This window comes from Roseomonas fluvialis (assembly GCF_022846615.1).
GTDB lineage: Bacteria > Pseudomonadota > Alphaproteobacteria > Acetobacterales > Acetobacteraceae > Neoroseomonas > Neoroseomonas fluvialis.
The window spans coordinates 2,874,488-2,900,786 of record NZ_AP025637.1 but is presented as its reverse complement, the minus strand read 5'-3'; the positions used below and the strand labels follow the sequence as shown (position 1 = coordinate 2,900,786).

Sequence of the window (26,299 nt, the reverse complement as noted above, 5' to 3'; positions counted from 1 at the left end):
GGCATTTGAGGGCGCGAAAAGCGCCCGTCAGCCGCCAGTCGTCATCGCACTAGGATTTCGACGCGGCGGTTTTGCGGTTCGCGCACGTCGTCGGCGGTCGGCACCAGGGGCTGGGTCTCGCCGAGGGCGGTGATGGCAATGTCCTCGCGCGCGATGCCGCGGCGGACGAGTTCGGCGGCGACCGTCTCGGCCCGGCGGCGCGACAGCGCCTGGTTGAACTGCACCGTGCCGGAGCGGTCGGCATGGCCAGCGACCTCGATCCGGGTGCTGCGCTGGCTGCGAGCGTGCTGCACGGCCTCGTTGATGATTTGGCGCGCGCGTTCCGTCAGGTCGGCGCGGTTCCAGTCGAAAAACACCAGGAAACTGCGGCTGGCCTGGGGGACCGCGGCGGGGGCGGGCGCGGATGGCGCGGCGCCGCGCCCCAGCGTGTAGCGCAGGCCCAGCATCAGGGAGTGGTTGTAGACATCGGGTTCGACGGAGCCACTGGCCACGGCGGCGCCGGTCAGCGGATTGTCGAAGCGTGCCTGCAGCCGGGGCTGCAGTGTGCCCAGGAAGCGGTATTCGGCGGTCACGGCCAGCCCAGGGGCAAACTCCACGGGGAAGGCCAGGCCGGCGATGCCCTGGTAGGCGAAGCGGCCGTCGCGGTCGTCCACGGTCATGCGCAGGGCGCCGTTCTGGCTGATGCCTCGCACACCGGCCCATTCGGTCACGACATAGCCGGCACCGACGCCGACATAGGGGATGACCGGGCCGAATACGCCGAGGTCGAGCAGCACATTGCCCATGACGCCCCAGCTTTCCTGACGACCGCCAGGCGCGCCGATGCTGGCCCAGCCGGCCACGCCGGAGGCGCTGTCGGTCTCGTTGGAGCGGTAGTTGCCTTCGAGTTCGAGGCGCAGGCCGTTGCCGAATCCCCAGCCCAGGGAGAGCACGCCTGCGATGCCGGGGGAGAAACCCACCGTGCCGCTGCCGCCATAGCCCGCGCGGCCGAGTGCCGCGGTGCCGGCCTGGTCGAGATTGAGGTCGGTGTCCGGCACGAGGTTCCAGCCGAAGCCGCCGGCCACGTAGGGCCCGGGGGCGAACTGCGCCGCCGCGGGGGCGGCGGAGGCCATGGCGCCCAGCAGGGCAGTGCCTGCAAGACCCAGGCGGCGAGGGGAACCGGCGGGGGACATCGGAATTCGTCTATAGCGATTCTTTGGTTTGCAAAGTGTGCAGGAGGGCGGTGGTTGCTGCAATGCGAAAGCCATCCCCCTGACGCAGAAAGGGGCGCCCTGAGGCGCCCCTTTCCATGTTCTGTCGCGTGGTGTCCCGCGATTAGCGGAGCACGATCTCCACGCGGCGGTTCTGCGGCTCGCGGGTGTTGTCCGGGGTCGGGACCAGCAGCTGGCTCTCGCCGACGCCGCGCGCGGTGATCTCGTTGCGCGGGATGCCCAGGCGGACCAGCTCGGCAGCCACCGCGTTGGCGCGGCGGACCGACAGGCCCTGGTTGTAGACCGGCGAGCCCGAGGTGTCGGTGTGACCCGTCACTTCGATGCGCGTCACGCGCTGCGTGCGCGCGGCCTGCGCCGCTTCCGCGATGATCTGGCGCGCGCGCGCGGTCAGGTCGGCGCGGTTCCAGTCGAAGAACACCAGGAAGGTGCGCGCCGGCGCCGGCGCCACCGCGGCCGGGGCCACCGGCGCAGCCGTGCGGCCGAAGTTGTAGCGCACGCCGAACATGATGGAGTGGTTGTAGTTGTCGGCGCTGTAGGAGAACGCCTCGCGGTCGGCGATGCGCGTGTTGCCGACCTGCACCACGCCGTTCGCGCGGCCGTCGAGTTCAACCTGCGCGGTGCCCAGGAAGCGGTACTCGGCGGTCAGGGCCAGGCCGGGGACGCTGTCGATCGGCAGCGCGATACCCAGGATCGCCTGGTAGGCGAAGGTGCCGCTGTCGCCGCCGAAGCTCAGGCGCGCGTTCGTACCGTTCGCGGCGCGCTGCCCGAAGCTGATGTCATCCCAGTCGTTGATGACGTAGCCGACGCCGGCGCCGACATACGGCATCACGGGGCCGAGGCGGAAGTCGTACAGCGCGTTGAACATCACGCCGTAGCTGGCCGCGGTGCCGCCAGTGCGCGGCAGCGAGCCGACGCCCGAGGCCTTGATGTTGTCGACGTCGTTCTGGCGGTAGCTGCCCTCGAGTTCGAGGCGCAGGCCGTTGCCGAAGCCGTAGCCGACGCTGAGCACGCCGGCGAAGCCCCACTCGAAGCCGACGTCGAGCGAGCGGCCCGCGACGGTGTCCGAGCTGCCCATCAGGTAGTTGAAGCCGGCGCCAGCACCCACGTAGATGCCCTGCACCCGCGGATCCCAGCTCTGCGCCTGCGCGGTCGCAGCCATCGGCAGCGACAGCAGCGTCGCGGCAAGAAGCGCCTTCTTCAGGCTCATTGGAATTCTCCTGCTCGAGGCCCCGCGGGGCCGAATGTCATGCCTGGTGCGCAACCGCACCGGAACGTCACCCTTCTAGCATCCGCGGCGGGGCGCGCTACCGTCCATCACGCCCGGATGGCCGCCTGCCGGGCGGGTTGTGCCGGCACTGTTGCCCTGCAGCCACGGGGGGCGGTGGCAATTCGGTCACAAGCCCGCCAGCGCGTCCGAGTCGGGCAGGGATGCAAGGCTGCCGCGCGCGAGCAGGCGCGTCGCATGGCCCATCTTGCGGCCGGGCCGGGCGCTCGCCTTGCCATAGAGGTGCCCCACGACGCCCCGAGTCGCGACCAGACGGGGCCAGGCCGCCATGCCCTCGGGGCCGATCAGGTTGCGCATCACCGCATCGTGGTGGCGGGCGGGGTCGGCGAGCGGCAGGCCGGCGACCGCGCGGATGTGCTGTTCGAACTGCGATGCGGCGCAGGCATCCATGGTCCAGTGGCCGGAATTGTGCGGGCGCGGCGCGATCTCGTTGGCCAGCAGGCTGCCATCGGGCAGCAGGAACATCTCGAGCGCGACGATGCCGACGAGGTCGAGCCCGTCGGCGACGGCGGCGACATGGGCGCGCGCGGCGGCCGCGACGGAGTCGGGAATGCGGGCGGGCGCGAAAGACAGGTCGAGGATGTGGTGCGCGTGGCGGTTCTCGGCCGGGTCGAAGGTGGCGATGGTGCCGTCGGCGGCGCGCGCCGCGATGGCGGAGATCTCCATCGCGAAGGGCACGAAGGCTTCCAGCACGAGCGGCCGGGGTGCGAGGCGGGCGAAGGCCGGGGCGAGATCTTCGGCGCTGCGCAGCACGGCCTGGCCGCGGCCGTCATAGCCCATGCGGGTGGTCTTGAGCACGGCGGGCAGGCCGAGGTCGGCCGCGGCGGCGGCGAGGTCCGATTCGGTCTCGACCGCGCGCCAGGGCGCCACGGGCACGCCGATGCGGCCCAGGAAGGCCTTTTCCGCCACCCGGTCCTGGCAGGTGGCCAGCGCAGCAAGGCCCGGGCGGCAGGGCACCAGGCCGGCCAGGGCTTCCAGCGCCGCGGCGGGGACGTTTTCGAATTCGAAGGTCACGACGGCGACGGAGGCGGCGAAGCGGGCGAGCGCGTCGCGGTCCTCGTAGGGTGCGACGGTGCGGCGCGCGGCGACCTGCATGCCGGGCGAATCGGGCTCGGGCGCATAGACGTGGCAGGCGTAGCCTAGGCGCGCGGCGGCGAGCGCCGACATGCGGCCGAGCTGCCCGCCGCCGAGGATGCCGATGACGGCGTTGGGCGGCAGGGGGGCGGTCATGCCGGGTCGTCCGGGACGGAGGCGGTCTGGGCGGCGCGCCAGGCGGCCAGGCGTTCGGCCAGCGCGGGGTCGGCGATGGCGAGGATGGCGGCGGCCAGGAGCGCGGCATTGACCGCGCCGGCACGGCCGATGGCGAGCGTGCCGACGGGGATGCCGGCCGGCATCTGGACGATCGACAGCAGGCTGTCCATGCCCTTGAGCGCATGCGATTCGACCGGCACGCCGAGCACCGGCAGCGCGGTCATGGAGGCCGCCATGCCCGGCAAGTGGGCGGCCCCGCCGGCGCCGGCGATGATGACGCGCAGCCCGCGCCCGGCGGCGGAGGCCGCGTAGTCGAACAGGCGCTGCGGGGTGCGGTGGGCTGAGACCACGCGGGCTTCCTGCGGGACGCCCAGGCGGTCGAGCGTCTCGGCGGCGTGGCGCATGGTCTCCCAGTCGGAGCGACTGCCCATGATGATGCCGACCAGAGGGCCGGGGCCGGGGGAGGATGTCATTCGTACCTGCCAGGAACGGACGCCGGGGCGTGACGGGGAAGCGCGGGCGCGACGCGCCGCCGGTGCGGCAGGGTCGCGCCGCGGGACATAGAACGGTTCGCGCGCCAGCGCGAAGGGGGCGCGCGGCCGTGGGCTGCGGACAGGCCCCGCGAGGGCCGGGTCATGCGCCGCGGTGGAGCGCCCGAGCCGGACTTCGTGCCGCGGGCGCCGGCGGGTCCAACGTCGCCGCGCAGGGCAATGCCCGCGGACGTTGGGCCGCGGGCGACCAGTCGGTGGATGACATCGACCGCAACCTGATGGCTGGACCGTGATTCGACATCGCGGATCGCTGCTAGCGCGACGGCGTGCCGGCCACGTCCCGCGGCGCCACGTGCAACAGGGCGTAGCCGAGCACCCCGGCCACCAGCGACCCGCCCAGGATGCCGAGCTTCGCCTGCGCCTGGAGCAGCGCATCCTCGGGGAAGGCCAGCAGCGTGATGAACAGGCTCATGGTGAAGCCCACGCCGCAGAGCAGCGCGATACCCGTCAGTTGCAGCCGCCCTGCATAGGCGGGCATGTCCGCCAGCCCGAGCCGGATCGCGAGCAGCGAGAAGCCCAGCACGCCGACCAGCTTGCCCACCACGAGACCGAGCCCGACGCCGAGTGTCACCGGCGCCACCAGCGCCTCGGCCGACAGGCCGAGGATCGGCACGCCGGCATTGGCCAGGCCGAAGACCGGCACGATGAGAAAGCCGACCGGGATGTGCAGCGCGTGCTCGAGCCGGTGCAGGGGGCTCGCGGCCTCGTGGTCGGGCCGGCCGGGCGTGGGCTGGAGGGGGATGGTCAGCGCCAGGACCACGCCGGCCAGCGTGGCATGGACGCCCGAGCGCAGGATCAGCAGCCAGAGCAGCAGGCCGAGCAGCAGGTAGGGCGTCAGGCTGCGCACGCCGCCGCGGTTCATCGCGAACAGCACGCCCACCACCACGGCGGCGCCCGCGAGATCCGGCAGCGACAGGCCGGCGGTGTAGAACAGCGCGATGATGATGACGGCGCCGAGGTCGTCGATGATGGCGAGCGCCGTGAGGAAGACGCGCAGCGAGACCGGCACGCGGGGGCCGAGTAGCGAGAGGATGCCGAGCGCGAAGGCGATGTCGGTGGCGGCCGGGATGGCCCAGCCCTGTGGCGCCGGCTCCGCGGCGAAGGCGAGGTAGACCAGCGCCGGGACCGCCATGCCGCCGGCGGCGGCGATGCCCGGCAGGGCGCGGCGCGACCAGGTCGAGAGCTGGCCGTCCAGGGTCTCGCGCTTGATCTCGAGGCCGACGAGCAGGAAGAACACCGCCATCAGCCCGTCGTTGATCCAGTGCCCGACCGACAGCGGGCCCAGGTAGGTGCGCAGCAGCGCATCGTAGCCCGCCTGCAGCGGCGAATTGGCGATGACGAGGGCGAGCGCGGCCGCGCCCATCAGCATCAGGCCGGCGGAGGACTGGCCGTCGAGGAAGCGGCGGAGCGCGCTGGGGGCAGCATGATGGGCGTGGGCCATGGGTCGCCTTCGGGCGTGGATACGCTTCGCTGGCGGCCCGACCAGCGCTGAACCCTGACCGGACCCCATCGAGGACCGGCCACCCGAAAGCCCTATACGATGCAGCGCGGTGGATGACAGCCCCCTGCGCGCATGTGGCGCCCGGTGGCGGGGGGCAAACGCGGATCGCGCAGCGATCCCGGAGCGCACGGCGCGACCGCGCCCAGGGTGTCAGCCGTGCCGGGCGCGCCAATGCGTGGCGCGAAGGCAAGCCGGCGGACGCCGGCGCCCGCCGTCTGAGGGCCGGGAGAAGCGCATCGCTGCGCGATCCGGGAGCGCACGGCGCGACCGCGCGCGGACCGTCAGCGGCGTTCAGCGCACCCGTGCACGGCGCGAAGGCAAGGGCCGCGGATGCGGCCCGCCCGCCCTCTGAGGGCAAACAAACTACGCAATGATATCCGGCACCAGCCGGCCTTCGAGCCAGGCGATCTCGTCCTTCAGCTTCAGCTTGCGCTTCTTCAGGCGCTGCAGCTGCAACTGGTCCACCGCCGAGCCGTCCAGCCGGGCGATGACGGTGTCGAGGTCGCGGTGCTCGCTGCGCAATTCGTGCAGGCGGCGCAGCATGGCGTCACGGTCGGCGATCATGGCCGGCGGCCCCGGAGATGAGGTGAAGGGTTCGGCAAGGAAGATTGCGAAATCGTGGGGTGCATTCCTGTCCGCATGGCCCTTAACATGCCAGGGCCGGGGCGTGACAGCCATTCCGGTTGTCGCACCCGCGGTTGAACGGGGGCCGGGACACCGGCTCCGAACCACGGCCTCGGCCCCGCGGTGGCGGTGCCGGGCCCGAACCCGGAGATGCGCATCGAATGTCGCTTGACGCCCGGATCGCCTCCCTCGAGGACCGCCACGCTGCCCTCGAGCGCCGAATCCTGGACGAGGACCGCCGCCCGCTGCCCGATGGGCAAGCGTTGGCCCGGCTGAAGCGAGAGAAGTTGAAACTCAAGGAGGAGATGGAGCGCCTCAAGGCCGCCACGCGGCACTGAGGGAGGCTGCCGCCGGGGTGGTCGCGGCGCGCTGCGGCGGCGCCGGCCAGCCCCGGATGCCGCGCCTGCGTGGTCGGTCGAGCGATGCCTGACGGAAGGGCGGGTTCGCGGCGGGCCATGACGCTTAGCCATCTGACCTGGCCCGGTGGGACGGCTGTGGGGCGGCTGCGACGGGCCTGCCGTCGCGTGGCGCGGAGATACCTGCGAGGACGCCCGACCGAGCCGCCCTGGCGATGGGCGCGACCGCAGCCTCAGGCCGCGTCGTCGGCCGGCTGCACGTCGAGTGGCGCGGGCCCGCCGATGGACGCCACCGCCGCGTTCAGGTCCCCCTGGCTGCACAGGCCCAGGATGACAGGGTCGCGCGGCTTGATGTTGGCGCTGTTCCAGTGGGTCTTGTCGCGCACCTTGGCGATGGTGTCCTTGGTGGTGCCGAGCAGCTTGGCGATGGTCGCGTCCGGCAGCGTCGGGTAGTTGCGCAGCAGGAAGGCGATGCCGTCCGGGCGGTCGTTGCGCTTGGACACCGGCGTGTAGCGGCCGCCCTTGGCGCGCTGCTTGGGCAGCACGATGGTGCTTTCCTGCAGGACCAGGCGGGCGGCGGGGTCGGCCTCGCAGCGGGCGATTTCCTCGCGCGTGAGCTGGCCGGTTGCGATCGGGTCGTAGCCGACGATGCCCTGCGCCACCTCTCCATCGGCAATGGCCTGGATCTCGAGCGGATGCATGCCGACGAAATCGGCGATCTGGTCGAAGGACAGGGACGTCTTGTCGATCAGCCACACGGCGGTGGCCTTGGGCATTAGGGGCTGTGGCATGGGCGGACCTCGGGTGGCCGGGGGGCAGCAGCGAACCCCCGCGACAATGTGACGCCCCCTATACTGACGCGCCGGGGCAGGGTCAAAGCCCTGGTCGGAGACGGAGGAACACATATGGGTGGCCCAGACCAGGACGACATGCCGCGCCGGCGGCAGGTGCTCGAGAAGCCGCGCTTCGACGGCTGGGATGTCGGGCAGTTGCGCGAGTATATCGCGGAGCTGCAGGCCGAGATCGCGCGGGCGGAGGCCGGCATCGAGGCGCGCGAGGGGCATCGGGCGGCGGCGGAGGCGTTCTTCCGGAAGGGGTGAGGGAGTCGCGATCCGTTCCGTGCTGCTCCCGCGACGTTGGGGCAGCGGACGTCCAGCCCCCCGCGTGCGGGGATCGTCAGTTGCGGGCCGGCTGGATCTCGGTTGCGGCCCGTCGCCAGGCCTCGATCTGGGCCGAGACCCTGCCAAGGATGCTCCGGCATTCGTGACGTCGTCACTGCGGATCGCGACGGCGAAGGCCACGTCATCGGCGAAGCCGTGGAGCCTGCAAGTCGCACCCATCGGGCAAGGCTTGCGGGGCCGTTGGCGCCGATACGCACGAAATGAGCAGGGTGGAAGGCCTCCGGATGCCCGCGACGGCGCATGCCGATCGACAGGTGCAGCCACCGTCCCCGCTGGGACCGCCGTGCTGGAGATCATTGGCCGGTAATGCAGCAGCATGTCGAGGTTAGGGTCGGACGTGAGGGAGCATGCTGGTTGGCTCATGCCGCCAAGATGCCTGAGCGTTTGGTCCGGTAGCGTCTCCGACGAGGGGCGATACTGCAGGACGATTTCCATGCCGCATTCGCCATTGGCCCTGCGCCGTTCGTTCTCGCGTCGCCCGCCTTGCGCCACGCACGCGCTTCCCGGCGCCTGATCCGTGCAGTCCGGGACGTGAGATCCGCCCAATCGTTCGGGATCCACGGATCGGTTCCGGAGACTGGCCAAGACACGCGTGCTGCCGGAGGCCGATCCGATGAGGCTCTCCACGGCAATAGCCGGGATGTGCAGATGGAACGGCGGATCGCTGCGCGCCTCGGGTGCCGCATCCGGGTCGATCACGGGGATGGTGACGAGTCTCGGGCTTGCCTGCTCGAGGAGGTCTCGCGTCTCGGCATCCATCCCCTGCGACTGGACCGCCCCGATCGTCACGACGAGGACGGCGGCCTCCGCGAGACCGACCAGGAGGTGCATCGGCGCACCTTCAGCAAACGAGGGCATTGTTTGTTGCCTCGAGCGGCATCGGAAGCGAAAACCGTCGGGGTGGCGCCGAGACGAGGGCCGGTCGTTTCAGGGCCTTGTCCCGCGCCTTCGCCCGCGCGATGTGCCATCCATGCCCGACACGCCGATCCCCGCCGCCCTGCCCGAGACCAGCACGCGCCCGGTCTTCGACAATTCCTACGCACGCCTGCCGGAGGCGCTGTTCAAGCGGCTGCCGCCGACGCCCGTTTCCGCGCCGCGGCTGCTGAAGCTGAATAGCGGACTGGCGCGGGACCTCGGGCTCGATCCCGCCTGGCTGGCCTCGCTCGCGGGTGTCGCGATGCTGGCGGGCAACCATGTCCCGCCCGGCGCGGAGCCGATCGCGCAGGCCTATTCGGGGCATCAGTTCGGGCATTTCTCGCCGAGCCTCGGCGATGGTCGCGCCATCCTGCTGGGGGAGGTGGTCACACCGGCGGGGCTGCGGCGCGACATCCAGCTGAAGGGGTCGGGGCCGACGCCGTTCTCGCGGCGCGGCGACGGTCGGGCCGCACTCGGGCCGGTGCTGCGCGAATACATCGTGGCGGAGGCGATGGCGGCGCTGGGCATTCCCACCACGCGCGCGCTGGCGGCGGTGGCGACGGGCGAGCACGTGTTCCGCGAGGACGCGCTGCCCGGCGCGGTGCTGACGCGCATCGCGGCCAGCCATATCCGTGTGGGCACCTTCCAGTATTTCGCCGCACGCAGGGACATGGACAGCCTGCGCGCGCTGCTGGACCACGCCATCGCGCGGCATGATCCGGATGCGGCGCGCGCCGAGAACCCGGCGCTGGCGTTCTTCGAGGGCGTGGTGGCGCGGCAGGCGTCGCTCATCGCGCGCTGGATGCTGGTCGGCTTCATCCATGGCGTGATGAACACCGACAATTGCGCCGTCAGCGGCGAGACGATCGACTACGGCCCCTGCGCGTTCCTGGACCACTACCATCCGGAGACGGTGTTTTCATCCATCGACCACCAGGGCCGCTACGCCTTCGCCAACCAGCCGGCGATCGCGCATTGGAATCTGGCGCGCCTGGCCGAGGCGCTGCTGCCGCTGATCGGCGAGGACGAGGCCGCGTCCGTGGACCAGGCAAAGGGCGTGCTGGCGGGGTTTTCGCCCGCCTTCGGCGCGGCCTGGCGGATGGGGCTGCTGGCCAAGATCGGGCTGCGCGAGGAAGCGCCGGGCGACGAGGCACTGATCCAGGACCTGCTGGCGCGCATGGCGGAAAACGAGGCCGACTTCACGCTGGCGTTCCGCCGCCTGGCGGATGCGGCGGAGGGAAAGGGCGAGGCTTTCTGCTCACTGTTTGCCGACCCGGCGGCGGGTCGCGAGTGGCTCGCGCGCTGGCGCGAGCGCGTGGCGGGGGAGGGCGTCACGCCGGAGGCGCGCGCGGCAGCGATGCGCGCGGTGAACCCGGCCTTCATCCCGCGCAATCACCTGGTCGAGGAAGCGATCGCGGCTGCCGTGGAACGCGATGACCTGGCGCCGTTCGAGGCGCTGGTCGAGGTGCTGGCGCGGCCGTTCGAGAACCAGCCGGTACACGAGCGCTACGCGCTGCCGCCGCGGCCCGATCAGCGCGTGCAGGCGACCTTCTGCGGGACGTAGCGTGCGGGGCGACGTTCGGCTTCGCCGCGGCAGCCGCGTGGCGGCGCGCCGCCGCTGTGCCCGGGGCAACGACCGGTCGCGGCGCCCTGCGGCAGGTGGGCCGTAGCGGCGGAGTTCGGCGCGGGAAGGGCGTGGCGGGACCCGCCTGACCGCGCCCCGCGGACGGGCGCTCATGACCAGGGTGGCGGGCGCCTGGCTGCTCCTGGCAAGGCGCCGGTTCGCCATGCGAAAGGGCCCGCGGGCGGTTGCCCACGGGCCCCTGTCGGTTCATGGATGCCCCGGCGCGCGGCCGGGGGGCGGTCAGGCCGCCTGTGCGGTGGCCTGGGCCTCGCCGGCGATCGCCGGACGGGATCCCTGCACCGGGATGCGGCGCGGCTTCAGCGCCTCGGGCACCACGCGCTTCAGCGCCACGTGCAGCAGGCCGTTGGCCAGGTCCGCGCCCTCGACCACGATGTGGTCGGCGAGGACGAAGCGGCGCTCGAAGGCGCGCCCGGCGATGCCGCGGTGCAGGAAGCGGCGGCCATCCTCGGGCTGCGGCTGGGGCCGGCCGGTAATGGTCAGGGTGTTGTCCTGCGCGGTGATGTCGATGTCGGCTTCAGAGAAGCCGGCCACGGCCATGGTCAGGACGTAGCTTTCTTCACCGGTCTTTTCGATGTTGTAGGGGGGGTAGCCGTTCGCCTCGGGCACCGCGCGGGCGTTGTCCATGAGGCGCGCCAGGCGATCGAAGCCGATGGCGGTACGGAACAGGGGGGAGAAGTCGATGGCGTTCACGATGAACCTCCTGCGATAGCAAGGTCCGATGTTGCGGATCCGGTCTCGCGGGCCCCCGATCGGGCGACCCTGCCGTTCCGCGCCGGCGGCCCCGAGGGCACCGCTGGCACCCTTGAGGTGGGTGACGGCGACGGGTGGTTCAAGAGGGGCTGGAATGCGCCTGCTGCGCGGTCGTCAGGCGCGGCGATGTCGAGCGTCTGCACGGGGGGCGGAAGCGGCGTTTGCCGCGGTCGTGGCTGTCGCGGCAGGGTGCCGCGCAGGAGGCCTGCGGGCGCGACCAACGCTAGCCCGCCCGGCGCTGCCGGAGCGGATCCCGATGCGGCGGGAATCGCCGGGTTGGGGGAAGGTGATCGTGAGAACCGAAGGCCAGGGGCGTCGCAGCGCCCCAACGCGGCTTTAGAACACCAGCGGGCGGCTCGTCGCGAAGGGTCTGCGCACCGCCCGGGCGGGCCGGAAGGCGAACGCGAGGGCCTTCACATAGGCGTCCTCGTCCTGCGCCGCGGCCATCAGGAGTTTGGCGCCGCCGCGCCCGATTCGGCCATCGCGGTCGAACAGCGCGACCGCGCGGAAGTCGGAATGCTCCCTCAGGAAGTCGATCGCCGCCGTGGTCACGTCCGGGCACACGACGCTCAGGATGTCGTCGACCAGGATCGCGCCGCCGGGCGCAAGATGGCTCGCTGCCAACTTCAGGTCGTGCAGGGCCGGCGCATATTGGTGGCTGCCATCTACGTGCACCAGGCGTGCCGGCGGGCCGAGCAATTCCCGCCATTCCGGAATACCGAGGTCGGTCGAGGGGCCGCGATGCAGGCGGAACCGGTCCGGATCGACGCCAAAGGTGGCGCAGTTCCGACGCAGGATGGGTTCGAAATCCGTGCCCAGGTGAACAAAGAGATCGACGCCGACCAGCGTCTCCTGCGGGCGCACCGCGAGACCGAGCCCGACGAAGGTCTTGCCGTGGAACGTGCCGATCTCGGCGATCGTACCGGTGACCCCGCGCCGCTCCTGGAACGTCAGCACCGCCTTGAGGCCGGCGGCGCCGCGGCTGGCGAGCCATCCCCTGACCTTGGTGTACCCGCCCGCGAAATATTCGGCATAGCCGCCGTCGGGCTGGACCTCGGGCGGCGTCGCGTCGCTGGGCAAGGTCGCCATCCTTCGCAGTGGGGCACGCGCCGGGACCACGATACGGGACCAGACCGGCGCCGCGTCAGGGAGCCATCGACGACGTGATCCCTGGGCCGGAACCCGAGCACGCCGTCAGCGGTGCCGCGCGCGTGCTGCGGTGCGAACGCATCACCGGCGCACGGCCCTGGCCGATCGGTCGCGCCGCCGGGGCCGGCGCCCGTGGGTCAGGCCTTCTTCTGGCGCGCCCCGATGCCGGCGAACTTCTTGTTGAACTTCGCGATCTGGCCGCCGGTGTCCATCACGCGCTGCTGGCCGGTCCAGGCCGGGTGCGACTTGGGGTCGATGTCCAGGCGGATGGTGTCGCCCGGCTTGCCGTAGCAGGACCGCGTGGTGAACTCGGTCCCGTCGGTCATGATGACCTTGATCTCGTGATAGTCGGGATGGATGTCGGACTTCATGGGGCGGTGCTCATGCGGATGCGCCCGACGATACCGACCGGCGGGCAGGAAGCGGGCCGTATAGGGGACCGGGACGGGCGGTGCAACCGGCGCGGGGCCTGAGCGCGGGGACCAGGCCCATCGCGAGCCGGACCCGCCTGGAATCGCTGGCCTTGACGATCATGGGGGGCGTCACGCGGGCGCGATCTCGCCACGCTCGATCACGTAGGTCTGTTCGACCAGCGGGCGGAGCAGTTCCGGGTTGGATTCGGTGATCAGGATGGCGACGTCGGGCAGGGCGGCGCGCAGGCGCTTCAGCGCCTCGGCGTAGCGTAGCGCCAGGGCTGGGGCGAGGCCCTGGAAGGGTTCGTCGAGCAGCACGGCGCGCGTGCCCACCATCAGCGCGCGGCCGAGTGCCACCATCTTGCCCTGGCCGCCCGACAGGCCGGCGGCCTTGCGCGGGGCGAGGTCGCGCAGTTCCGGCAGCAGGGAATAGACTCTGGCGAGGCGGGCGCGCATCTCGTCGGCCGGCAGCTTCAGGACCTGCGCGGGCAGCAGCATGTTGTCCTCGACCGTGAAGGACCCGAACAGGCGGCGGTCTTCCGGCGCATAGCCGATGCCGTGGCGGGGGCGGTGGTGCGGGGGCAGGGCGGTCTCGTCTTCGCCATCGATCATCACGCGGCCGCTGGACGCCGGCACCAGGCCCATCAGGGCGCGCAGCGTGGTGGTCTTGCCCGCACCGTTGCGGCCAATCAGGGCCACGCGTGCGCCGGCGGGGACGTTGAGCGAGACCTGGCGCAGCACCGGCACGCCGGCGATCGAGACCGAGACGGAAGCGAGTTCAAGCATGGGGCGCGCCCCCGGGCGTCACGGTGGGCGGTGTCGCATGGCGCTCGATGCCGATGACCTCGCGCTGCACGGCGGGGTCGGACAGGACCTCGTCGGGGGGGCCGAGGGCGACAATGCGCCCCTGCGACCAGACGGCGACGCGGTCGGCGAAGCGTTCCACCACGTCCATGTCGTGCTCGACGAACACGGCGGTGACGCGGGCGTCGCGCAGCACGGCGACCAGCGTCTCGACGATGTGCATCTTCTCCGAAGCCGCGACGCCGGAGGTCGGTTCGTCCATCAGCAGCAGGCGCGGCTTGAGCGCGACCGCCATGGCGATGTCGGCCAGCTTGCGCGCCCCCTCGTTCAGCGCATCGGCGCGCGCATCGGCGATGGCGGACAGGCCGAAGCGGTCGAGCAGGTCGCGCGCCTCGTCGCGGTAGCCCGGCCGCAGCAGCGGTGCGAGCGGCGACCAGATGCCGTGGCGGGAGGCGACGGCCAGCGCGATGTTCTGTTCGACCGTGTGTTCGAGGAACAGCTGCGGCAGCTGGAAGGACCGCGCGATGCCGAGCTTGACGATGGCGCGCGGCGACATGCCGGTGATGGTGCGGCCGTCATAGCTGATGGTGCCGGCATTGGGCTTCAGGTAGCCCGTGGTCATGTTGATGAAGGTGGTCTTGCCCGCCCCGTTCGGGCCGATGATGGCGAGGAATTCGCCAGCCATGACATCGAGGTCGATGCCGTCCGCCGCCTTCACGCCGCCGAAGGCGAGGCGCAGGCCCGAGGCGCGCAGCAGCGCGGTCATCGCCGGCGCTCCCCGACCAGGCGCGACGCGAGGCCCCACAGCCCGCCCGGCGCGAACAGGATCACCAGCAGCAGCACCAGGCCCAGGATCATCTGCCAGGCATCGGCGAAGGAGGCCGCGGCGTAGACGCGCACCAGTTCGTAGGTGGCCGCGCCCAGGAACGGCCCGAGCACGCCGCCCGGCCCGCCGAGGATCGCGATGAAGACCAGCTCGCCCGAGGCGGTCCAATAGGACAGCAGCGGTGTGACATGGCGCGACGTCATGGCGATCAGCGCGCCGCCGATGCCCCCCAGCATCGCCGAAGCAACATAGGCCGCGAGCAGGATGCCGCGCGCCGGTACGCCCATGAATTCGAGCCGCGTCTCCCGCGTCTTGATGCCGGCCAGCGCCTCGCCCATCGGGGAGGCGAGATACAGGCGGATGATGAAGCCGACCACGAAGGCGAGGCCCATGGCGATGCCGAAGACCGTCCATTCGTAGCTGACGCGGTCGAGCACCTGGCCGGCGATGGGCATGATCTCGACGCGGATGCCGTCGGTGCCGTGGGTGATGTGATAGAGCTTTTCGAGCAGCGAGTAGAACACCATGCACATGGCCAGGTTCAGCATGCCGAAGAAGATCTGCCGGTAGCGCGTGACGAACAGCCCGACCACCAGGCCGAGCAGCCCCGCACCGGCCGCCGAGGCGGCGATGATGAGCACGCCATCGCCCGCCACGGGTGCGAAGAAGGCGACCACATAGGCGCCGAAGCCGATATACAGCGCGTGTCCGAAGGAGACCTGGCCGGCGCGCAGGAGTAGCAGGATGCCCATCACCGCGATGCCCTTGGCGAGCGCGATGGTGAGCACGAAGCGCAGCCAGGGCGCGGCGATGGCGGCGGCGATCAGGCCGCCGGCGAGCACCAGCGCCAGGAAGGGTTCGTAGCGCTTCATGGCGTGGCGCAGCCGGCTCGGCCGAGCACGCGCATCGTTGCGGTGATCAGCGCGCTGCTCATACCCGCCTCGTCTCGATCACGCCGAACAGGCCCTGCGGGCGTACCAGCAGCACCGCCACCATGATGATGTAGGGCACGACCACTTCGAACTCCGGGGCGAAATACACGGCGATGGACCGGCCGAGGCCCATCATCAGCGAGGTCAGCGCCGCCCCTTCGATCTGCCCAAGGCCGGCGGTGGCAACGACCGCGAAGGACAGCACGATGGTCTGCGCGCCGATGCCCGGGACCAGCGCGGCGGTGGGCGACAGCAGAGCGCCACCGAGCGCCGCCAGCATCGCGCCGAAGGTGAAGGTGAGGAGGAAGATGCGCGCCGCGTCGATGCCCATGGCGGTCGCGGCCTCGCGGTCCGTGGTGACGGCCACGATGACGCGTCCGGTCAACGTGCGGCGCAGGAACAGCGCGAGGCCGACCAGCGTGACGATCGCGAATGTCGGCAGGACAAACAGCTGATAGTTGGTGAAGGGGATGAAGTCGGTCCCGAAGGGCACGTCGATGGTGCCGAGCGCGCGCAGCGCCACGTCGTGATGGATGGGCTGCACGCCCCAGATCAGCTTCTGCACATCCTCCAGGATCATGAAGAGGGCGAAGGTGACCAGCAGCTGGACCACCTCCTCCCCGCCATAGATGCGCCGCAGGATGAAGCGTTCGATCAGCGGGCCGAGGATGGCGCCGACCAGCGCGGCCGAGAGCACCAGAGTCGGGATCGAGGCCCAGGCCGGCAGCCCGAGCCCCGCGAGGAAGATGCCGATCGACGCCGCGCTGTAGGCGCCGATCGCATACAGGGAGCCATGCGCGACATTGACGATGCGCAGCACCCCGAAGACCAGGTTGAGCCCTACCGCCACCAGGAAGATCAGCCCGGCGGAGGACAGCCCATCCAGCAACGCGAGGCCGAGCAGAAGGCCATTGTCCTGGAACCACTCGGCCATGATGCGTGCTGCCTCAGCCGATCGGCCGGCCGGCCTGCTCGATCAGGGCGGGCGTCAGCGTCTTGAGCCAGTCGGTCGACTTCTGCCCGACCGGGGCCGAGACCTGCGCGCCGGGGAACAGCATCATGTCCTTGGGCACCGCGAAGGGGAACCGGTCGTTGAAGGAGGACAGGCCGACGATCTGGTCCTCGAGCCCCTGGCCGTCCTCGCGCAGCGTGATGGTCGAAGTCGGCGTGGGGAAGGTCAGGCCGCGGAAGGCCGCCGCCAGTTCGGCGTCCGACGGCCAGGCGCCGTTCTTCGCGGCCACCGCCTTCTCGACCGCCGCCTTCAGCGCCCAGACCGCCTGCGCCATGTGGTGGCACGGGTAGATCGGGTATTCGTTGAACTTCTGGCGGTAGGCGTTGACGAAGCCGTTGAACAGCGCGGGGTTGGCCGGCGAGGGGTGGTTGTTCCAGTGGTCGCCGCGGGTGCCGATGATGTGGCCCTCGGGCATCGAGCGACCGAGGATCTGCATCGAGGCTTCCGCCACCGGCAGCACGAAGGTGGAGCGTTCATGCAGGCGGCGTTCGGTCGCCTGGCGGATGAAGGTCACCAGCTCGCCGCCCCAGGAGGTCGAGTAGATCACGTCCGGGCGCAGCGCGAGCAGGCGGGTGATCTCGGTGGAGAAGTCGGTCGAGCCGAAGCGGGGGAACATCTCGGCCACCACGCGCACGCCGGGCTTCAGCGCGTCCATCGCGGTCTTCCACAGCTCCCAGGAATCGCGGCCCCAGGCGTAGTCCTGGTTCACCACGGCCAGCGTGCGGATGTTGGGCTTGGTCTTGAGCAGGTACAGCAGCGGGGCCAGCACTTCCGAGGTGCCGTAGCCCTGGGTGCGGAAGGCGTAGTCGTAGCGGGCTTCCTCGAAGATGCGCTGCGTGCCGCAATCCCACAGCAGCATGACCTTGTTGAGCTCGCGCGACAGCGGCGTGCAGGCGAGGCACGACCCCGACGAGATCGACTGGAAGATGGTGTGCACGCCCTCGCTCTGCACGAGGCGGCGGATCTCGCCGACCAGGTGGTCGGTGCCGGGGCCTTCGTCGACGAAGATCGGGCGGATCGGCACGCCGGCGATCCCACCGGCGGCGTTGATCTGTTCGGCCAGCATTTCGCAGGCGCGGCGCGAGGGCACGCCGAAGACCGAGGCCGGGCCCGACAGGAAGGTGGTGACGCCGATCTTGAACTCTGCGGGCTTGGCGACCGGCTGGGCCGAGAGCGTGGCGGGCAGCAGCACCGTGCCGAAGCCGGCGGCAAGCGTTTCGCGGCGCGTGAGCGTGGTCATGGCGGTCTCTCCCTCGGGGTCTGGCGCTGCTTGTGGCGCTATTGGGCGGGAGGATGGACGCAGCATCGCGCCGGGCGCAAGGGCGCGTGCGGCGATTTCGTTGCGCCATGCACGACGCGCCGAGGCGCCGCCATGCGCGCGGCGCGGCGGGTGCGCGCGGGGGATGAATTCCGTCGGCGCGGCGCAGGCGCTAGCCTCGGGTTGTCCTGCCAGCGCGAGTCGCGATGCCCGCCATCCTGTCCATCCAGTCCTGGGTCGCCTACGGCCATGTCGGCAATGCGAGCGCGATCTTTCCGCTCCAGCGGCTTGGCGCCGAGGTCTGGGGCATCCATACCGTGCAGTTCAGCAACCACACGGGCTATGGCGCCTGGCGCGGGCAGGTGTTCGGGGCGGAGCTGATCGCCGACCTGGTGCAGGGCATCGAGGACCGCGGCGTGATGGCGCGCTGCGATGCGGTGTTGTCGGGCTACATGGGATCGGCCGAGATTGGCGCTGCGATCCGCGATGCCGCGCGTCGCGTGAAGGCCGCGAACCCCGCCGCGCTGTGGTGCTGCGACCCGGTGATCGGCGATGTGGGGCGCGGGGTGTTCGTGCGCGAAGGCATCCCGGAATTCCTGCGCGACCAGGCGCTGCCGGCGGCCGATATCCTCACGCCCAACCAGTTCGAGCTGGAATGGCTGACCGGGCGCGAGGTCCGCACGCTGGCGGATGCGCGTGCGGCGGTGGCGGCGCTGCAGGCGCGCGGGCCGCGCTGCGTGCTGGTGACATCTCTGCGCCTCGATGACACGCCCGAGGGCGAGATCGGGATGCTGGCCGGCGAGGGCGGCGCGTTCTGGCGGCTGTCCACGCCGATGCTGCCGGTGTCTGTGAACGGGGCGGGGGACGCGATTGCCGCGCTGTTCCTGTTCCATCGCCTGCGCAGCGGGTCGGCGCGGGTGGCGCTGGAGGCGGCGGCGTCATCGGTGTTCGGGCTGTTGCGGCGCACGGCCGAGGCGGGGTCGCGCGAGATCCTGACGGTGGCGGCGCAGGAGGAGTTCGTGGCGCCGTCGCGCCGCTTCGCCGCGCTGGCGTGCTGAGCGCGCGGGTCAGCCCGGTGGCGCAATGGCTTCGGGAAAAACCTCGCCGACGAGGATCTCGAGCGCCCGGTCCACATTGGCTGGCGTGATGGACCAGCGCGACCAGTCTTTGAATTCGAACAGCAGCTTCATCTCGCCGTCGTGGCGCAGCACGGCCAGGCACTTGATCCAATGCGCGTCGCCGGGGACGTGCGTCGCCTCGCGCAGGGCCATGAAGCTGTCGAGGATCACGTCCATGTCGTCGAAGGCGAATTCCAGCGACAGCTGGCGGCGGCCGGCGAACTGGAAGTCGGTGCCGCTGCTGCTGCGCCCGTCGCGCGTCTCGAACATCCAGCCGGCGTAGTCCCAGGGCTCGCCTGTGGCGCGGGCGGCGCGCATCAGCGCCTCGCCGATGGCGATGATCAGGTCCTCCGGCGGCGTCATGGCGATGCTTTCCGGGCGTTGCGCGGAACGTCCGCGCCGGTGCGGGCCGCGACCGGCGCGCCGGCGCGACGCGGTCGCGCCGTGCCGGGGCTCAGTGCATGTAGGTGCGCGTGACGTAGGCCTTGAGGCTCTCGACGTCGTGCTGCTGCGTGCTGATGCGGTGCTTCACCAGGTCGCGCACGCTCACGATGCCGAGCAGCGCGCCATTGCCGTCGACAACCGGCAGGTGGCGGAAATAGCCCTGGTCCATGATCTCGAGCGCGGTGTCGACCGGCGTGTCGGGGCTGACCATCACCACCTCGCGCGTCATGATGTCGCGCACGAAGACGCCGTGGGTGGCGTTGGTGCGCTCGGCCACCGCCTTGACGATGTCGCGCTCGCTGAGGATGCCGAGCACCTCGCCGGCGGGCGAGCGCACCAGCACCGCGCCGATGCGCCGGGAGGTGATGAGGCGCGCGACCTCGACGGCGAGTGTCTCGGGCGAGACCGAGATCACGTCATTGCCCTTCTTGCGCAGCACGGAGGCGATGGTCATGGGGTTTTCTCCTTCACGCGGTGGTGGTGGCGGGGCTCGCGCCGCCGAGTGCGAGCCGCAGCAGGTCGACCAGGCCGACCAGGCCGAGCAGCCGGCCCTGGCCGTCGCAGACGGGCATGTGGCGGAAGCGGGCGCGTTCCATCACGTTGAGCGCGGCTTCAAGCGGCGCCTCGGCCGGCACGGTGACGACGTCGCGGGTCATCACGTCCTCGACCGCCAGGCCGCGGATGCCGGAGCGGCGTTCGGCGGCCAGGCGCAGGATGTCGGCTTCCGCCACCAGGCCGACGAGGCGGCCATGGCGGTCGATGACGGGCAGGGTGCCGATGCCGGTGCTGGCCATGACGCGCGCGGCCTCGGCCACCGGGGCTTCGGGGCTGGCACAAGGCGGGCGCGCTGCCTGTTCCGCAAGTACGGACCCTACGTGCAGGACGGAACCGATGACCATTGCGGGGACCTCGCCGTGTGGGGATGGTGCCAGCCGCCTCAACCATCGCGGCGTCTACGCCCGAGTGTCATGGGGCTGCAACGCAATATTGCCTGACGCCCCGGGGCGTTGCCCGCGCGTGACAACCCTGCCCATACTGCGCCGCAGAAGGCAGAGGAGGCCCGCATGTCCCTTTTCATCGGCCGTCGCGCGCTGGCGCGCGGCACGCTCGGCGCCGCATTGGCGGTGCCCGCCATTCGCCAGGGCCATGCCCAGGCGACGCTCGAATGGGTGGCGGGGTCGCTGGGCGGCGGCTGGTACACGATGGCGGCGGGGCTGTCGTCCCTCATCCGAGAGGAGAACCCCGAGATCCAGGTGCGCGTTGTGCCCGGCGGGGGCTTGGCCAACCCGACGCGCATCAACAACAACCAGTCGCAGATCGGCTGGGGCATCGATGCCTTCTCGGCCTCTGCCGTGCAGGGGATCGAACCCTATTCCGCGAAGCACGAGCGCATCCGCTCGCTGGGCACCGGCTATTCGCCGACCGAACACCACTTCCTGCGCCACACGGGCGCCGGGCCGGAAGACATGCGCGCGATCCTGACGCAGCGCGGTCTCAAGATCGCGGCACCGCAGCGCAGCAGCACCGATGAGATGACGCTGCAGCGCATCCTGCGCTTCCTCGGGACCAGCCCGGACAAGATCCGTGCGGAAGGCGGGCGGTATCTGAACGGGTCCTACGCGGACATCGCCGCGGCCTACAATGACGGGCAGGTGGACTACCTGTACGTGGCGCTGGCGCGCCCGGCGGCGATCATGACCGAGATCGGCCAGGGCCGGCGCGGCGGACGCATCGTGTCCTTCCCGACCGACGTCATGAACCACCTGACGCAGCAATACGCCTATGCGCAGGGCGTGCTGCCGGCCGCGACCTATCCGCCGCTGATGTCGGCCGATGCGCCGGTGACGATGATGGACAGCGTCATCCTGGTGCATGAGAGCATCCCGGCCGAGGTGGTGCAGAAGATCACCGCCACGCTGATCAAGAACCAGGGCCAGCGGCTGTCGACCATCCACGCCAGCATGGCGGGATGGACGCCGGCCAAGGCGGTGGAATACCGCGGCGTGGCGTTCCATCCCGGGGCGGCGACGGCGTTCCGCGCCGTCGGCGCCAATCCGCCCGCCGCCTGAGCGCGGCGCTTGCGTGAGCTGACGGGACCACTGCGCGGCGCGATCGTGCTGTGGCTGGCGTTCTGGGCCGCCGTGCATCTGTACTTCGCCGGCGGCCCGTTCTTCGAATGGGCCGCCAGCCTGGTGCATCCGGGCATCGAGCGCGCCATGCCCTTCGGCGGCTTCGGCTTTCCCGAACCGGTCGAGATGCGCTCGCTGCACCTGCTGGTGTTCACGCCGCCGCTGTTCCTGCTGTACCCGGCCTTCGCGAAGCGGTCCCCGCAGACGCGCCCTTCGGTGTTCGACTGGGTCTGGGCGGTGGTGTCCGCAGCGCCGCACCTGTGGGTCTTCGTGAATGCGGCCGCGGTGTCGGACCGCATGGAGTATGTCGACCCCTTCACGCCGACCATGATGGCGATGGGCATCACCTGCATGGTGACGATGCTGGAAGCCATCCGACGCGCGGTGGAACCGGGCCTGGCGTGGATGGTGGCGGGTTGCCTGCTCTACATGGCGACGGGGCATCACTGGCCGGGCGTGCTCAACACGCGCGTCTTCACCGCGCCCGAGATCATCGAGGCGGCCTGGCTGGTGCCGACGGCGGGCGGTGTCTATGGGCCGCTGACAGGCATCGTGGCCACCACCATCGCCGTGTTCATCCTGTTCGGCGCCTTCATGCAGGGCAGCGGGACGGGGCGGCTGTTCAGCAACCTCGGGGCCGCGGTGGCGGGGCGCTACACGGGCGGGCCGGCGAAGGTGTCGGTGGTGACGTCCGGCCTGTTCGGGACCATGAGCGGTAGCTCGGTGTCGAACGTCATCACGACCGGGGCCATGACCATCCCGCTGATGGTGAAGGTGGGCTACCGCCCCGCGGTGGCGGGCGGGATCGAGAGCGCGGCCAGCGTGGGCGGCGCGCTGATGCCCCCCGTCATGGGTGCGGCCGCCTTCGTGATGGCCGAGATCACCAACATCCCGTACGGCGACATCATCGTCGCCGCCGCGATCGGCGCGGTGCTGTACTACTTCGCGATCCTCGCTGCGGTGCATTTCGAAGCGAAGCGCGCGGGCATGGAACCCATGCCGCTCAAGGACATTCCCGCCTGGCGCGAGGTGCTGGCCGATGCGCACCTGGTCATCCCGATCGGGCTGCTGGTCTGGCTGATGACCGAACGCTGGTCAGGCAACTACGCGGCCTTCTGGGCGACGATCGCGATGGTGGGCGTCTCGCTGCTGCGGGCGCGCACGCGCATGGGGTGGCGGGCGATCCTGGACAGCTTCTATAGCGCGGGGCTGACCATGGCGCCGCTGGCGGTGTCGATCGCGGGGGCGGGGGTGGTGGTCTCGGCGCTCACGGCCACCGGCATGGTCGTGGCCTTCGGGGGCATCATCAAGGAGACCGCGGGCGGGTCGCTCGGGCTGCTGCTGGTGCTGGTGGCGCTCACGGTGCTGGTGCTGGGGCTCGGGATACCGACGACGCCGTCCTACATCATCGCCGCCGCGATCGGCGTGCCGACCATCCTGGAACTCGGCCGGCCGCTGGGCGTCGACCTGTTGCAGGCGCACATGTTCACCTTCTACTTCGCGGTGATCGCGGATGCGACGCCACCGGTGGCGGCGGCCGCCTTCGCCGCCGCGGCCATCGCCAAGGCCGGGCCGACCATCACCTCAGTGCACGCGACGCGTTTCGGGATCGCGGGGTTCACTGTCGGCTTCGCCTTCATCTATGACCCGGGGATCATGCTGCGCGGCGGCGTGGTCGCGATCGCGATGGCCACGCTGATCCAGGTGGTGGCACTCACGCTCATCACCTCGGCCTATGCGGGGTTCCTGATGCGGCCGATGGGGGTGGCGCTGCGGGCCGCTCTCGGCGCGGCGGGGCTGTTCGCGGCCTTCGGCCATGTGGCGCCAGACGAGGTGCGCCTGCTGGTCGGCATGGTGGCGCTGGGGGCCACGGCGCTGGTGCAGGGCATGGCGGGGCGCGCGCGCGTGGCGTGAGCCCCGGCTTGGTGCGACCGGCCGGTGCTGTAGGATGCCCGGGCGCGGCGCCAGACGCCGCGCCAATCCCGGAAGGAACGCCATGCGCCTGCCCCTGCTTGCCACCCTCGCCGCCTGCATTGCGGGCACCGCCGTCGCGCAGACCGCGTCCCCGGGACCGACGCTGTCCACCGTGCGATCGCGCGATGCGCTGATCTGCGGCGGGCATCCCGGCGCGCCGGGGTTCAATGTGCTCGACAGCCAGGGCGTTGCGCGCGGGCTCGATGCCGATACCTGCCGCGCGATCGCCGCCGCCGTGCTGGGCGATGCGGCGAAGGCGCGCTTCACCGTGCTGTCGTCCCAGGCGCGGCTGCCCGCGCTGCAATCGGGCCAGGTCGATGTGTTGCCGCGCACCACAACCTGGACGCAGACGCGCGACACCGCGAACGGGTTGAACTTCACCGCGGTGAATTTCTACGACGGGCAGGGCTTCATGGTGCGCCGGTCGGCGGGCGTGCAGCGTGCGGCGCAGCTCGCGGGGGCCACCATCTGCGTGACCTCGGGCACCACCAACGAGCTCAACCTGGCGGACTGGGCACGCGCCAACAACGTGCGCGTGCAGCCGCTGGTGTTCGACCAGAATGAGGAAACCCGCAACGCCTACAATTCGGGTCGCTGCGATGCCTTCACGACCGATGCGTCGCAGCTTGCGGGCATTCGCACCGCGCTGCGCGACCCGAATGAGCACGTCATCCTGCCCGACATCATCAGCAAGGAACCGCTGGCGGTGGCCGTGCGGCACGGCGACGACCAGTGGTTCGACATCGTGCGCTGGACGATCTTCGCGCTGATCGAGGCGGAGGAACTGGGTGTCACGCAGGCCAACGTGGACGAGATGCTGGCCAGCCCGAACCCGTCGATCCGCCGGCTGCTCGGCAATTCGGGCGACCATGGGCCGCTGATGGGGCTGGACCGGCGCTGGGCCTACAACGCCATCAAGGCGGTCGGGAACTACGGCGAGATCTTCGAGCGCAACCTCGGCAGCGGGTCGCCGATCGGGCTGCAGCGCGGCGTCAACGACCTGTGGACGCGCGGCGGGCTGATGTACGCGATGCCCATTCGCTGAAGGCCGCTTGAACGGCGAGGGGGCCGGACCATCTTGGGCGCAACGGTCCGGGCCCCTCTGGCGATGCACGACGCATCGCGATGTCGGACCTCCATCCGGTGCGCTTGGCGCATCGTGGCAGAGGAGGCGTTGCGCCATGACGGAACCACTATCCCTGCGCGTGCCGATGGTGCTGCGCGGCTTCGGCGCCGTGCTGCTGGTGGTGGGTGCGGCGGGCTACCTGCTGCCGGCGCCGCCGGTGCACTGGACGGCGCTGATCCCGGCCGGGCTCGGCGTGGTCGCGCTGCTGGTCTCGCTGGCGGGGCGCTGGCCTGTTGCGGCGGCGATCGGCGGTGCGCTGGTCGCGGTCATCGCGCTGGCGGGTGGCGGGTCGGCGCTGCCGCAACTGCCCGCGCTGCTGGCGGGCGAGGCCAGCGCGGCGGTCGCGTCGCGTTCGGCCACCGCGGTCGCGGCGATCCTGGCGCTGGGCGGCCTGGTCTGGGCGCTGCGCGGCCGGAGCGTGCCGGCATGATCGGCGACATCATCGCCTTCCTGGTCGCGACCTTCCTGGTCGGGCCGCTGCAATCGACGCTGGTGGGGCAGCTCGCCGACGGGCGTGCGCCGGCGGCCGTGGTCCAGCAAGTGGAAGCCTGTGCCAGCGCCGCACTTCCGGCGCTGGTCGAACGCGCCAGCAGCGAGCCCTGGTGGGCGATGCGCACCGCCTTCGGCGCTTGGATCGGCACGACATCGCCGGCCGCGGTGCTGACCGGCGCGGCGCCCTCCTGCGGGCCGGCGATGGCCGCCGCGCGTCCGTTCATCGCCGGGTCTTGAAACCGGCGCGGGGGGCGACAACCTCCCGCGCACCCGGATCCGGGCCCCTCTGGCGGCAGGGAGACATCCTGCCGCGATGTCGGATCCTTCACCTGCCGCATGTGCGCGGCATCTGGAGGAGCTGACGCATGGACGCGCTGCTGTTCGCCGAATGGCTCGGCAAGCCCGCCTGGATGTGGCTCGCCTTCATCGGCATCGTGGTGGTGCTGCTGGTCTTCGACCTCGGCGTGCTGAACCGCCAGGCGCGCGAGATCCCGGTCTCGCAGAGCCTGTGGATGTCGGCCTTCTACATCGCCATCGCCTGCGCTTTCGGCGGCTGGGTGTGGTGGGCGCTGGGCGCCGAGCGCGGGATGGAATACTTCACCGGCTTCGCGGTGGAGAAGACGCTGGCCCTCGACAACGTCTTCGTCATCTCATTGATCTTCACCTATTTCGCGATCCCTGCGCTGTACCAGCACCGCGTGCTGTTCTGGGGGATCCTGGGCGTCATCGTGCTGCGCGCGATCATGATCGGGCTCGGGGCCGCGCTGGTGTCGGATTTCGCCTGGGTCATGTGGATCTTCGGCGCCTTCCTGCTGGCGACCGGCATCAAGATGCTGGTGGTCGCGGACAACATGCCGAAGATCGAGGACAACCCGGTGCTGCGCTTCATGAAGCGCCGCTTCCGCGTGACCAACGAACTGCACGGGCAGAAGTTCCTGGTGCGCCTGCCGGATCCGGCGACCGGCAAGACCGCGCTGTGGCTCACGCCGCTGATGCTCGCCCTGGTGCTGGTCGAGATCGCGGACCTGGTCTTCGCAGTGGATTCCGTGCCGGCGATCTTCGCCATCACGCAGGACCCGTTCATCGTCTACACGAGCAACATCTTCGCGATCCTGGGCCTGCGCGCGCTGTACTTCGCACTCGCCGCCATGGTTCATCGCTTCGCCTACCTGAAGTATGCGCTGGCGCTGGTGCTGATCTTCATCGCGCTGAAGATCTTCTGGAACCAGGTGTTCGGAAAGCTCGACCCGGCGATCGGGCTGGCGGTGACGACGACGCTGATCGCCGGCGGGGTGGTGGTGTCGCTGTTCAAGACGCGGCGGGGGGCGGCGGCGTGACCGCCCCACGCAGGC

General features: G+C 70.9%; 28 protein-coding genes. 10 read left to right on the top strand and 18 right to left on the bottom strand.

Annotation, left to right across the window (positions count from 1 at the left end):
* Positions 1-41: 41 nt before the first annotated feature.
* The 6 genes from MWM08_RS14050 to MWM08_RS14025 all read right to left on the bottom strand — a co-directional run bounded on the left by MWM08_RS14050 (position 42) and on the right by MWM08_RS14025 (position 6,363).
* Complete coding sequence (locus MWM08_RS14050) at positions 42-1,172, bottom strand: OmpA family protein (protein ID WP_255751344.1); 1,131 nt, start codon at positions 1,170-1,172, stop codon at positions 42-44.
* A gap of 142 nt (positions 1,173-1,314) precedes the next feature.
* Complete coding sequence (locus tag MWM08_RS14045) at positions 1,315-2,418, bottom strand: OmpA family protein (protein ID WP_244407060.1); 1,104 nt, start codon at positions 2,416-2,418, stop codon at positions 1,315-1,317.
* Positions 2,419-2,604: 186 nt separating this feature from the next.
* Positions 2,605-3,726 (bottom strand): 5-(carboxyamino)imidazole ribonucleotide synthase, encoded by a 1,122-nt coding sequence (locus MWM08_RS14040; protein WP_244407059.1) that lies wholly within the window; start codon positions 3,724-3,726, stop codon positions 2,605-2,607.
* Entirely contained in the window at positions 3,723-4,220 is a 498-nt protein-coding gene (gene purE / locus MWM08_RS14035) for a 5-(carboxyamino)imidazole ribonucleotide mutase (protein WP_244407058.1), read from the bottom strand. Before purE ends, MWM08_RS14040 begins: the two co-directional genes overlap by 4 nt.
* Before the next feature lie 331 nt (positions 4,221-4,551).
* Complete coding sequence (gene nhaA / locus MWM08_RS14030; protein ID WP_244407057.1) at positions 4,552-5,739, bottom strand: Na+/H+ antiporter NhaA; 1,188 nt, start codon at positions 5,737-5,739, stop codon at positions 4,552-4,554.
* A gap of 423 nt (positions 5,740-6,162) precedes the next feature.
* Entirely contained in the window at positions 6,163-6,363 is a 201-nt protein-coding gene (locus tag MWM08_RS14025; RefSeq protein ID WP_184484565.1) for a YdcH family protein, read from the bottom strand.
* A gap of 221 nt (positions 6,364-6,584) precedes the next feature.
* On the opposite strand from MWM08_RS14025, the gene MWM08_RS14020 reads away from it, so the two are divergent.
* Positions 6,585-6,761 carry a YdcH family protein gene (locus MWM08_RS14020; RefSeq protein WP_244407056.1) on the top strand — a complete coding sequence of 59 codons (177 nt, stop codon included), beginning with the start codon at positions 6,585-6,587 and terminating at the stop codon, positions 6,759-6,761.
* A 251-nt stretch (positions 6,762-7,012) separates the two neighbouring features.
* Here MWM08_RS14020 and MWM08_RS14015 read toward each other — a convergent pair whose 3' ends face one another.
* Positions 7,013-7,570, bottom strand: coding sequence for a DUF1013 domain-containing protein (locus MWM08_RS14015; protein WP_244407055.1), 558 nt, complete (start codon positions 7,568-7,570; stop codon positions 7,013-7,015).
* A 114-nt stretch (positions 7,571-7,684) separates the two neighbouring features.
* Between MWM08_RS14015 and MWM08_RS14010 the strand changes: the two genes are divergently transcribed.
* Both MWM08_RS14010 and MWM08_RS14005 read left to right on the top strand, forming a co-directional pair.
* Complete coding sequence (locus MWM08_RS14010) at positions 7,685-7,879, top strand: DUF1192 domain-containing protein (RefSeq protein WP_244407054.1); 195 nt, start codon at positions 7,685-7,687, stop codon at positions 7,877-7,879.
* A gap of 1,051 nt (positions 7,880-8,930) precedes the next feature.
* Positions 8,931-10,439 (top strand): protein adenylyltransferase SelO, encoded by a 1,509-nt coding sequence (locus tag MWM08_RS14005; protein ID WP_244407053.1) that lies wholly within the window; start codon positions 8,931-8,933, stop codon positions 10,437-10,439.
* 300 nt (positions 10,440-10,739) lie between these two features.
* On the opposite strand, the gene MWM08_RS14000 is transcribed toward MWM08_RS14005, so the two are convergent.
* The 8 genes from MWM08_RS14000 to MWM08_RS13965 form a co-directional block, all read right to left on the bottom strand.
* Complete coding sequence (locus MWM08_RS14000) at positions 10,740-11,210, bottom strand: Hsp20 family protein (RefSeq protein ID WP_244407052.1); 471 nt, start codon at positions 11,208-11,210, stop codon at positions 10,740-10,742.
* 396 nt (positions 11,211-11,606) lie between these two features.
* The gene (locus MWM08_RS13995; protein ID WP_244407051.1) at positions 11,607-12,350 is read right to left on the bottom strand and encodes a class I SAM-dependent methyltransferase; all 744 of its coding nucleotides are present in this window, start codon (positions 12,348-12,350) and stop codon (positions 11,607-11,609) included.
* Between the two features lie 206 nt (positions 12,351-12,556).
* Complete coding sequence (gene rpmE / locus MWM08_RS13990; RefSeq protein WP_244407050.1) at positions 12,557-12,790, bottom strand: 50S ribosomal protein L31; 234 nt, start codon at positions 12,788-12,790, stop codon at positions 12,557-12,559.
* Between the two features lie 171 nt (positions 12,791-12,961).
* Positions 12,962-13,618, bottom strand: a complete 657-nt coding sequence (locus tag MWM08_RS13985) for an ABC transporter ATP-binding protein (RefSeq protein WP_244407049.1) — start codon at positions 13,616-13,618, stop codon at positions 12,962-12,964.
* Positions 13,611-14,402, bottom strand: a complete 792-nt coding sequence (locus MWM08_RS13980; protein WP_244407048.1) for an ABC transporter ATP-binding protein — start codon at positions 14,400-14,402, stop codon at positions 13,611-13,613. Before MWM08_RS13980 ends, MWM08_RS13985 begins: the two co-directional genes overlap by 8 nt.
* The gene (locus tag MWM08_RS13975; RefSeq protein WP_244407047.1) at positions 14,399-15,334 is read right to left on the bottom strand and encodes a branched-chain amino acid ABC transporter permease; all 936 of its coding nucleotides are present in this window, start codon (positions 15,332-15,334) and stop codon (positions 14,399-14,401) included. The genes MWM08_RS13980 and MWM08_RS13975 overlap by 4 nt, the downstream gene beginning before the upstream one ends.
* Before the next feature lie 58 nt (positions 15,335-15,392).
* Positions 15,393-16,328, bottom strand: coding sequence for a branched-chain amino acid ABC transporter permease (locus MWM08_RS13970; protein WP_244407046.1), 936 nt, complete (start codon positions 16,326-16,328; stop codon positions 15,393-15,395).
* Between the two features lie 13 nt (positions 16,329-16,341).
* Positions 16,342-17,646: an ABC transporter substrate-binding protein gene (locus MWM08_RS13965; protein WP_244407045.1), complete on the bottom strand. Its 1,305-nt coding sequence runs from the start codon at positions 17,644-17,646 to the stop codon at positions 16,342-16,344.
* 224 nt (positions 17,647-17,870) lie between these two features.
* On the opposite strand from MWM08_RS13965, the gene pdxY reads away from it, so the two are divergent.
* The gene (gene pdxY / locus MWM08_RS13960) at positions 17,871-18,722 is read left to right on the top strand and encodes a pyridoxal kinase PdxY (protein ID WP_244407044.1); all 852 of its coding nucleotides are present in this window, start codon (positions 17,871-17,873) and stop codon (positions 18,720-18,722) included.
* Positions 18,723-18,731: 9 nt separating this feature from the next.
* On the opposite strand, the gene MWM08_RS13955 is transcribed toward pdxY, so the two are convergent.
* The 3 genes from MWM08_RS13955 to MWM08_RS13945 form a co-directional block, all read right to left on the bottom strand.
* Positions 18,732-19,145 carry a hypothetical protein gene (locus tag MWM08_RS13955; RefSeq protein ID WP_244407043.1) on the bottom strand — a complete coding sequence of 138 codons (414 nt, stop codon included), beginning with the start codon at positions 19,143-19,145 and terminating at the stop codon, positions 18,732-18,734.
* A gap of 91 nt (positions 19,146-19,236) precedes the next feature.
* Positions 19,237-19,680, bottom strand: a complete 444-nt coding sequence (locus MWM08_RS13950) for a CBS domain-containing protein (protein WP_244407042.1) — start codon at positions 19,678-19,680, stop codon at positions 19,237-19,239.
* Between the two features lie 13 nt (positions 19,681-19,693).
* Complete coding sequence (locus tag MWM08_RS13945) at positions 19,694-20,125, bottom strand: CBS domain-containing protein (RefSeq protein WP_255751343.1); 432 nt, start codon at positions 20,123-20,125, stop codon at positions 19,694-19,696.
* Positions 20,126-20,290: 165 nt separating this feature from the next.
* Here MWM08_RS13945 and MWM08_RS13940 point away from each other — a divergent pair, with 165 nt between their 5' ends.
* From MWM08_RS13940 to MWM08_RS13915, 6 genes are all read left to right on the top strand, one after another.
* Entirely contained in the window at positions 20,291-21,295 is a 1,005-nt protein-coding gene (locus MWM08_RS13940) for a TAXI family TRAP transporter solute-binding subunit (RefSeq protein ID WP_244407040.1), read from the top strand.
* A 9-nt stretch (positions 21,296-21,304) separates the two neighbouring features.
* Complete coding sequence (locus tag MWM08_RS13935) at positions 21,305-23,269, top strand: TRAP transporter permease (RefSeq protein WP_244407039.1); 1,965 nt, start codon at positions 21,305-21,307, stop codon at positions 23,267-23,269.
* Positions 23,270-23,351: 82 nt separating this feature from the next.
* Complete coding sequence (locus tag MWM08_RS13930) at positions 23,352-24,374, top strand: amino acid ABC transporter substrate-binding protein (RefSeq protein WP_244407038.1); 1,023 nt, start codon at positions 23,352-23,354, stop codon at positions 24,372-24,374.
* Between the two features lie 136 nt (positions 24,375-24,510).
* Complete coding sequence (locus tag MWM08_RS13925) at positions 24,511-24,885, top strand: hypothetical protein (RefSeq protein ID WP_244407037.1); 375 nt, start codon at positions 24,511-24,513, stop codon at positions 24,883-24,885.
* Positions 24,882-25,184, top strand: coding sequence for a hypothetical protein (locus MWM08_RS13920; RefSeq protein WP_244407036.1), 303 nt, complete (start codon positions 24,882-24,884; stop codon positions 25,182-25,184). The genes MWM08_RS13925 and MWM08_RS13920 overlap by 4 nt, the downstream gene beginning before the upstream one ends.
* Positions 25,185-25,312: 128 nt before the next feature.
* Entirely contained in the window at positions 25,313-26,284 is a 972-nt protein-coding gene (locus tag MWM08_RS13915) for a TerC family protein (protein ID WP_244407035.1), read from the top strand.
* The last annotated feature ends 15 nt before the right edge of the window (positions 26,285-26,299 follow it).

Bases quoted from the DNA above. Each gene is read 5' to 3' on its own strand.
- MWM08_RS14005 (WP_244407053.1), top strand. From the start codon at position 8,931: ATGCCCGACACGCCGATCCCCGCCGCCCTGCCCGAGACCAGCACGCGC.
- MWM08_RS14045 (WP_244407060.1), bottom strand. From the start codon at position 2,418: ATGAGCCTGAAGAAGGCGCTTCTTGCCGCGACGCTGCTGTCGCTGCCG.
- MWM08_RS13970 (WP_244407046.1), bottom strand. From the start codon at position 16,328: ATGGCCGAGTGGTTCCAGGACAATGGCCTTCTGCTCGGCCTCGCGTTG.
- MWM08_RS13915 (WP_244407035.1), top strand. From the start codon at position 25,313: ATGGACGCGCTGCTGTTCGCCGAATGGCTCGGCAAGCCCGCCTGGATG.
- MWM08_RS14010 (WP_244407054.1), top strand. From the start codon at position 7,685: ATGGGTGGCCCAGACCAGGACGACATGCCGCGCCGGCGGCAGGTGCTC.
- nhaA (WP_244407057.1), bottom strand. From the start codon at position 5,739: ATGGCCCACGCCCATCATGCTGCCCCCAGCGCGCTCCGCCGCTTCCTC.
- MWM08_RS13945 (WP_255751343.1), bottom strand. From the start codon at position 20,125: ATGGTCATCGGTTCCGTCCTGCACGTAGGGTCCGTACTTGCGGAACAG.
- MWM08_RS14020 (WP_244407056.1), top strand. From the start codon at position 6,585: ATGTCGCTTGACGCCCGGATCGCCTCCCTCGAGGACCGCCACGCTGCC.
- MWM08_RS13925 (WP_244407037.1), top strand. From the start codon at position 24,511: ATGACGGAACCACTATCCCTGCGCGTGCCGATGGTGCTGCGCGGCTTC.
- MWM08_RS13955 (WP_244407043.1), bottom strand. From the start codon at position 19,145: ATGACGCCGCCGGAGGACCTGATCATCGCCATCGGCGAGGCGCTGATG.
- MWM08_RS14050 (WP_255751344.1), bottom strand. From the start codon at position 1,172: ATGTCCCCCGCCGGTTCCCCTCGCCGCCTGGGTCTTGCAGGCACTGCC.
- MWM08_RS14025 (WP_184484565.1), bottom strand. From the start codon at position 6,363: ATGATCGCCGACCGTGACGCCATGCTGCGCCGCCTGCACGAATTGCGC.
- rpmE (WP_244407050.1), bottom strand. From the start codon at position 12,790: ATGAAGTCCGACATCCATCCCGACTATCACGAGATCAAGGTCATCATG.
- pdxY (WP_244407044.1), top strand. From the start codon at position 17,871: ATGCCCGCCATCCTGTCCATCCAGTCCTGGGTCGCCTACGGCCATGTC.
- MWM08_RS13965 (WP_244407045.1), bottom strand. From the start codon at position 17,646: ATGACCACGCTCACGCGCCGCGAAACGCTTGCCGCCGGCTTCGGCACG.
- MWM08_RS14015 (WP_244407055.1), bottom strand. From the start codon at position 7,570: ATGCCACAGCCCCTAATGCCCAAGGCCACCGCCGTGTGGCTGATCGAC.
- MWM08_RS14040 (WP_244407059.1), bottom strand. From the start codon at position 3,726: ATGACCGCCCCCCTGCCGCCCAACGCCGTCATCGGCATCCTCGGCGGC.
- MWM08_RS13950 (WP_244407042.1), bottom strand. From the start codon at position 19,680: ATGACCATCGCCTCCGTGCTGCGCAAGAAGGGCAATGACGTGATCTCG.
- MWM08_RS13975 (WP_244407047.1), bottom strand. From the start codon at position 15,334: ATGAAGCGCTACGAACCCTTCCTGGCGCTGGTGCTCGCCGGCGGCCTG.
- purE (WP_244407058.1), bottom strand. From the start codon at position 4,220: ATGACATCCTCCCCCGGCCCCGGCCCTCTGGTCGGCATCATCATGGGC.
- MWM08_RS13980 (WP_244407048.1), bottom strand. From the start codon at position 14,402: ATGACCGCGCTGCTGCGCGCCTCGGGCCTGCGCCTCGCCTTCGGCGGC.
- MWM08_RS13930 (WP_244407038.1), top strand. From the start codon at position 23,352: ATGCGCCTGCCCCTGCTTGCCACCCTCGCCGCCTGCATTGCGGGCACC.
- MWM08_RS13920 (WP_244407036.1), top strand. From the start codon at position 24,882: ATGATCGGCGACATCATCGCCTTCCTGGTCGCGACCTTCCTGGTCGGG.
- MWM08_RS13940 (WP_244407040.1), top strand. From the start codon at position 20,291: ATGTCCCTTTTCATCGGCCGTCGCGCGCTGGCGCGCGGCACGCTCGGC.
- MWM08_RS13985 (WP_244407049.1), bottom strand. From the start codon at position 13,618: ATGCTTGAACTCGCTTCCGTCTCGGTCTCGATCGCCGGCGTGCCGGTG.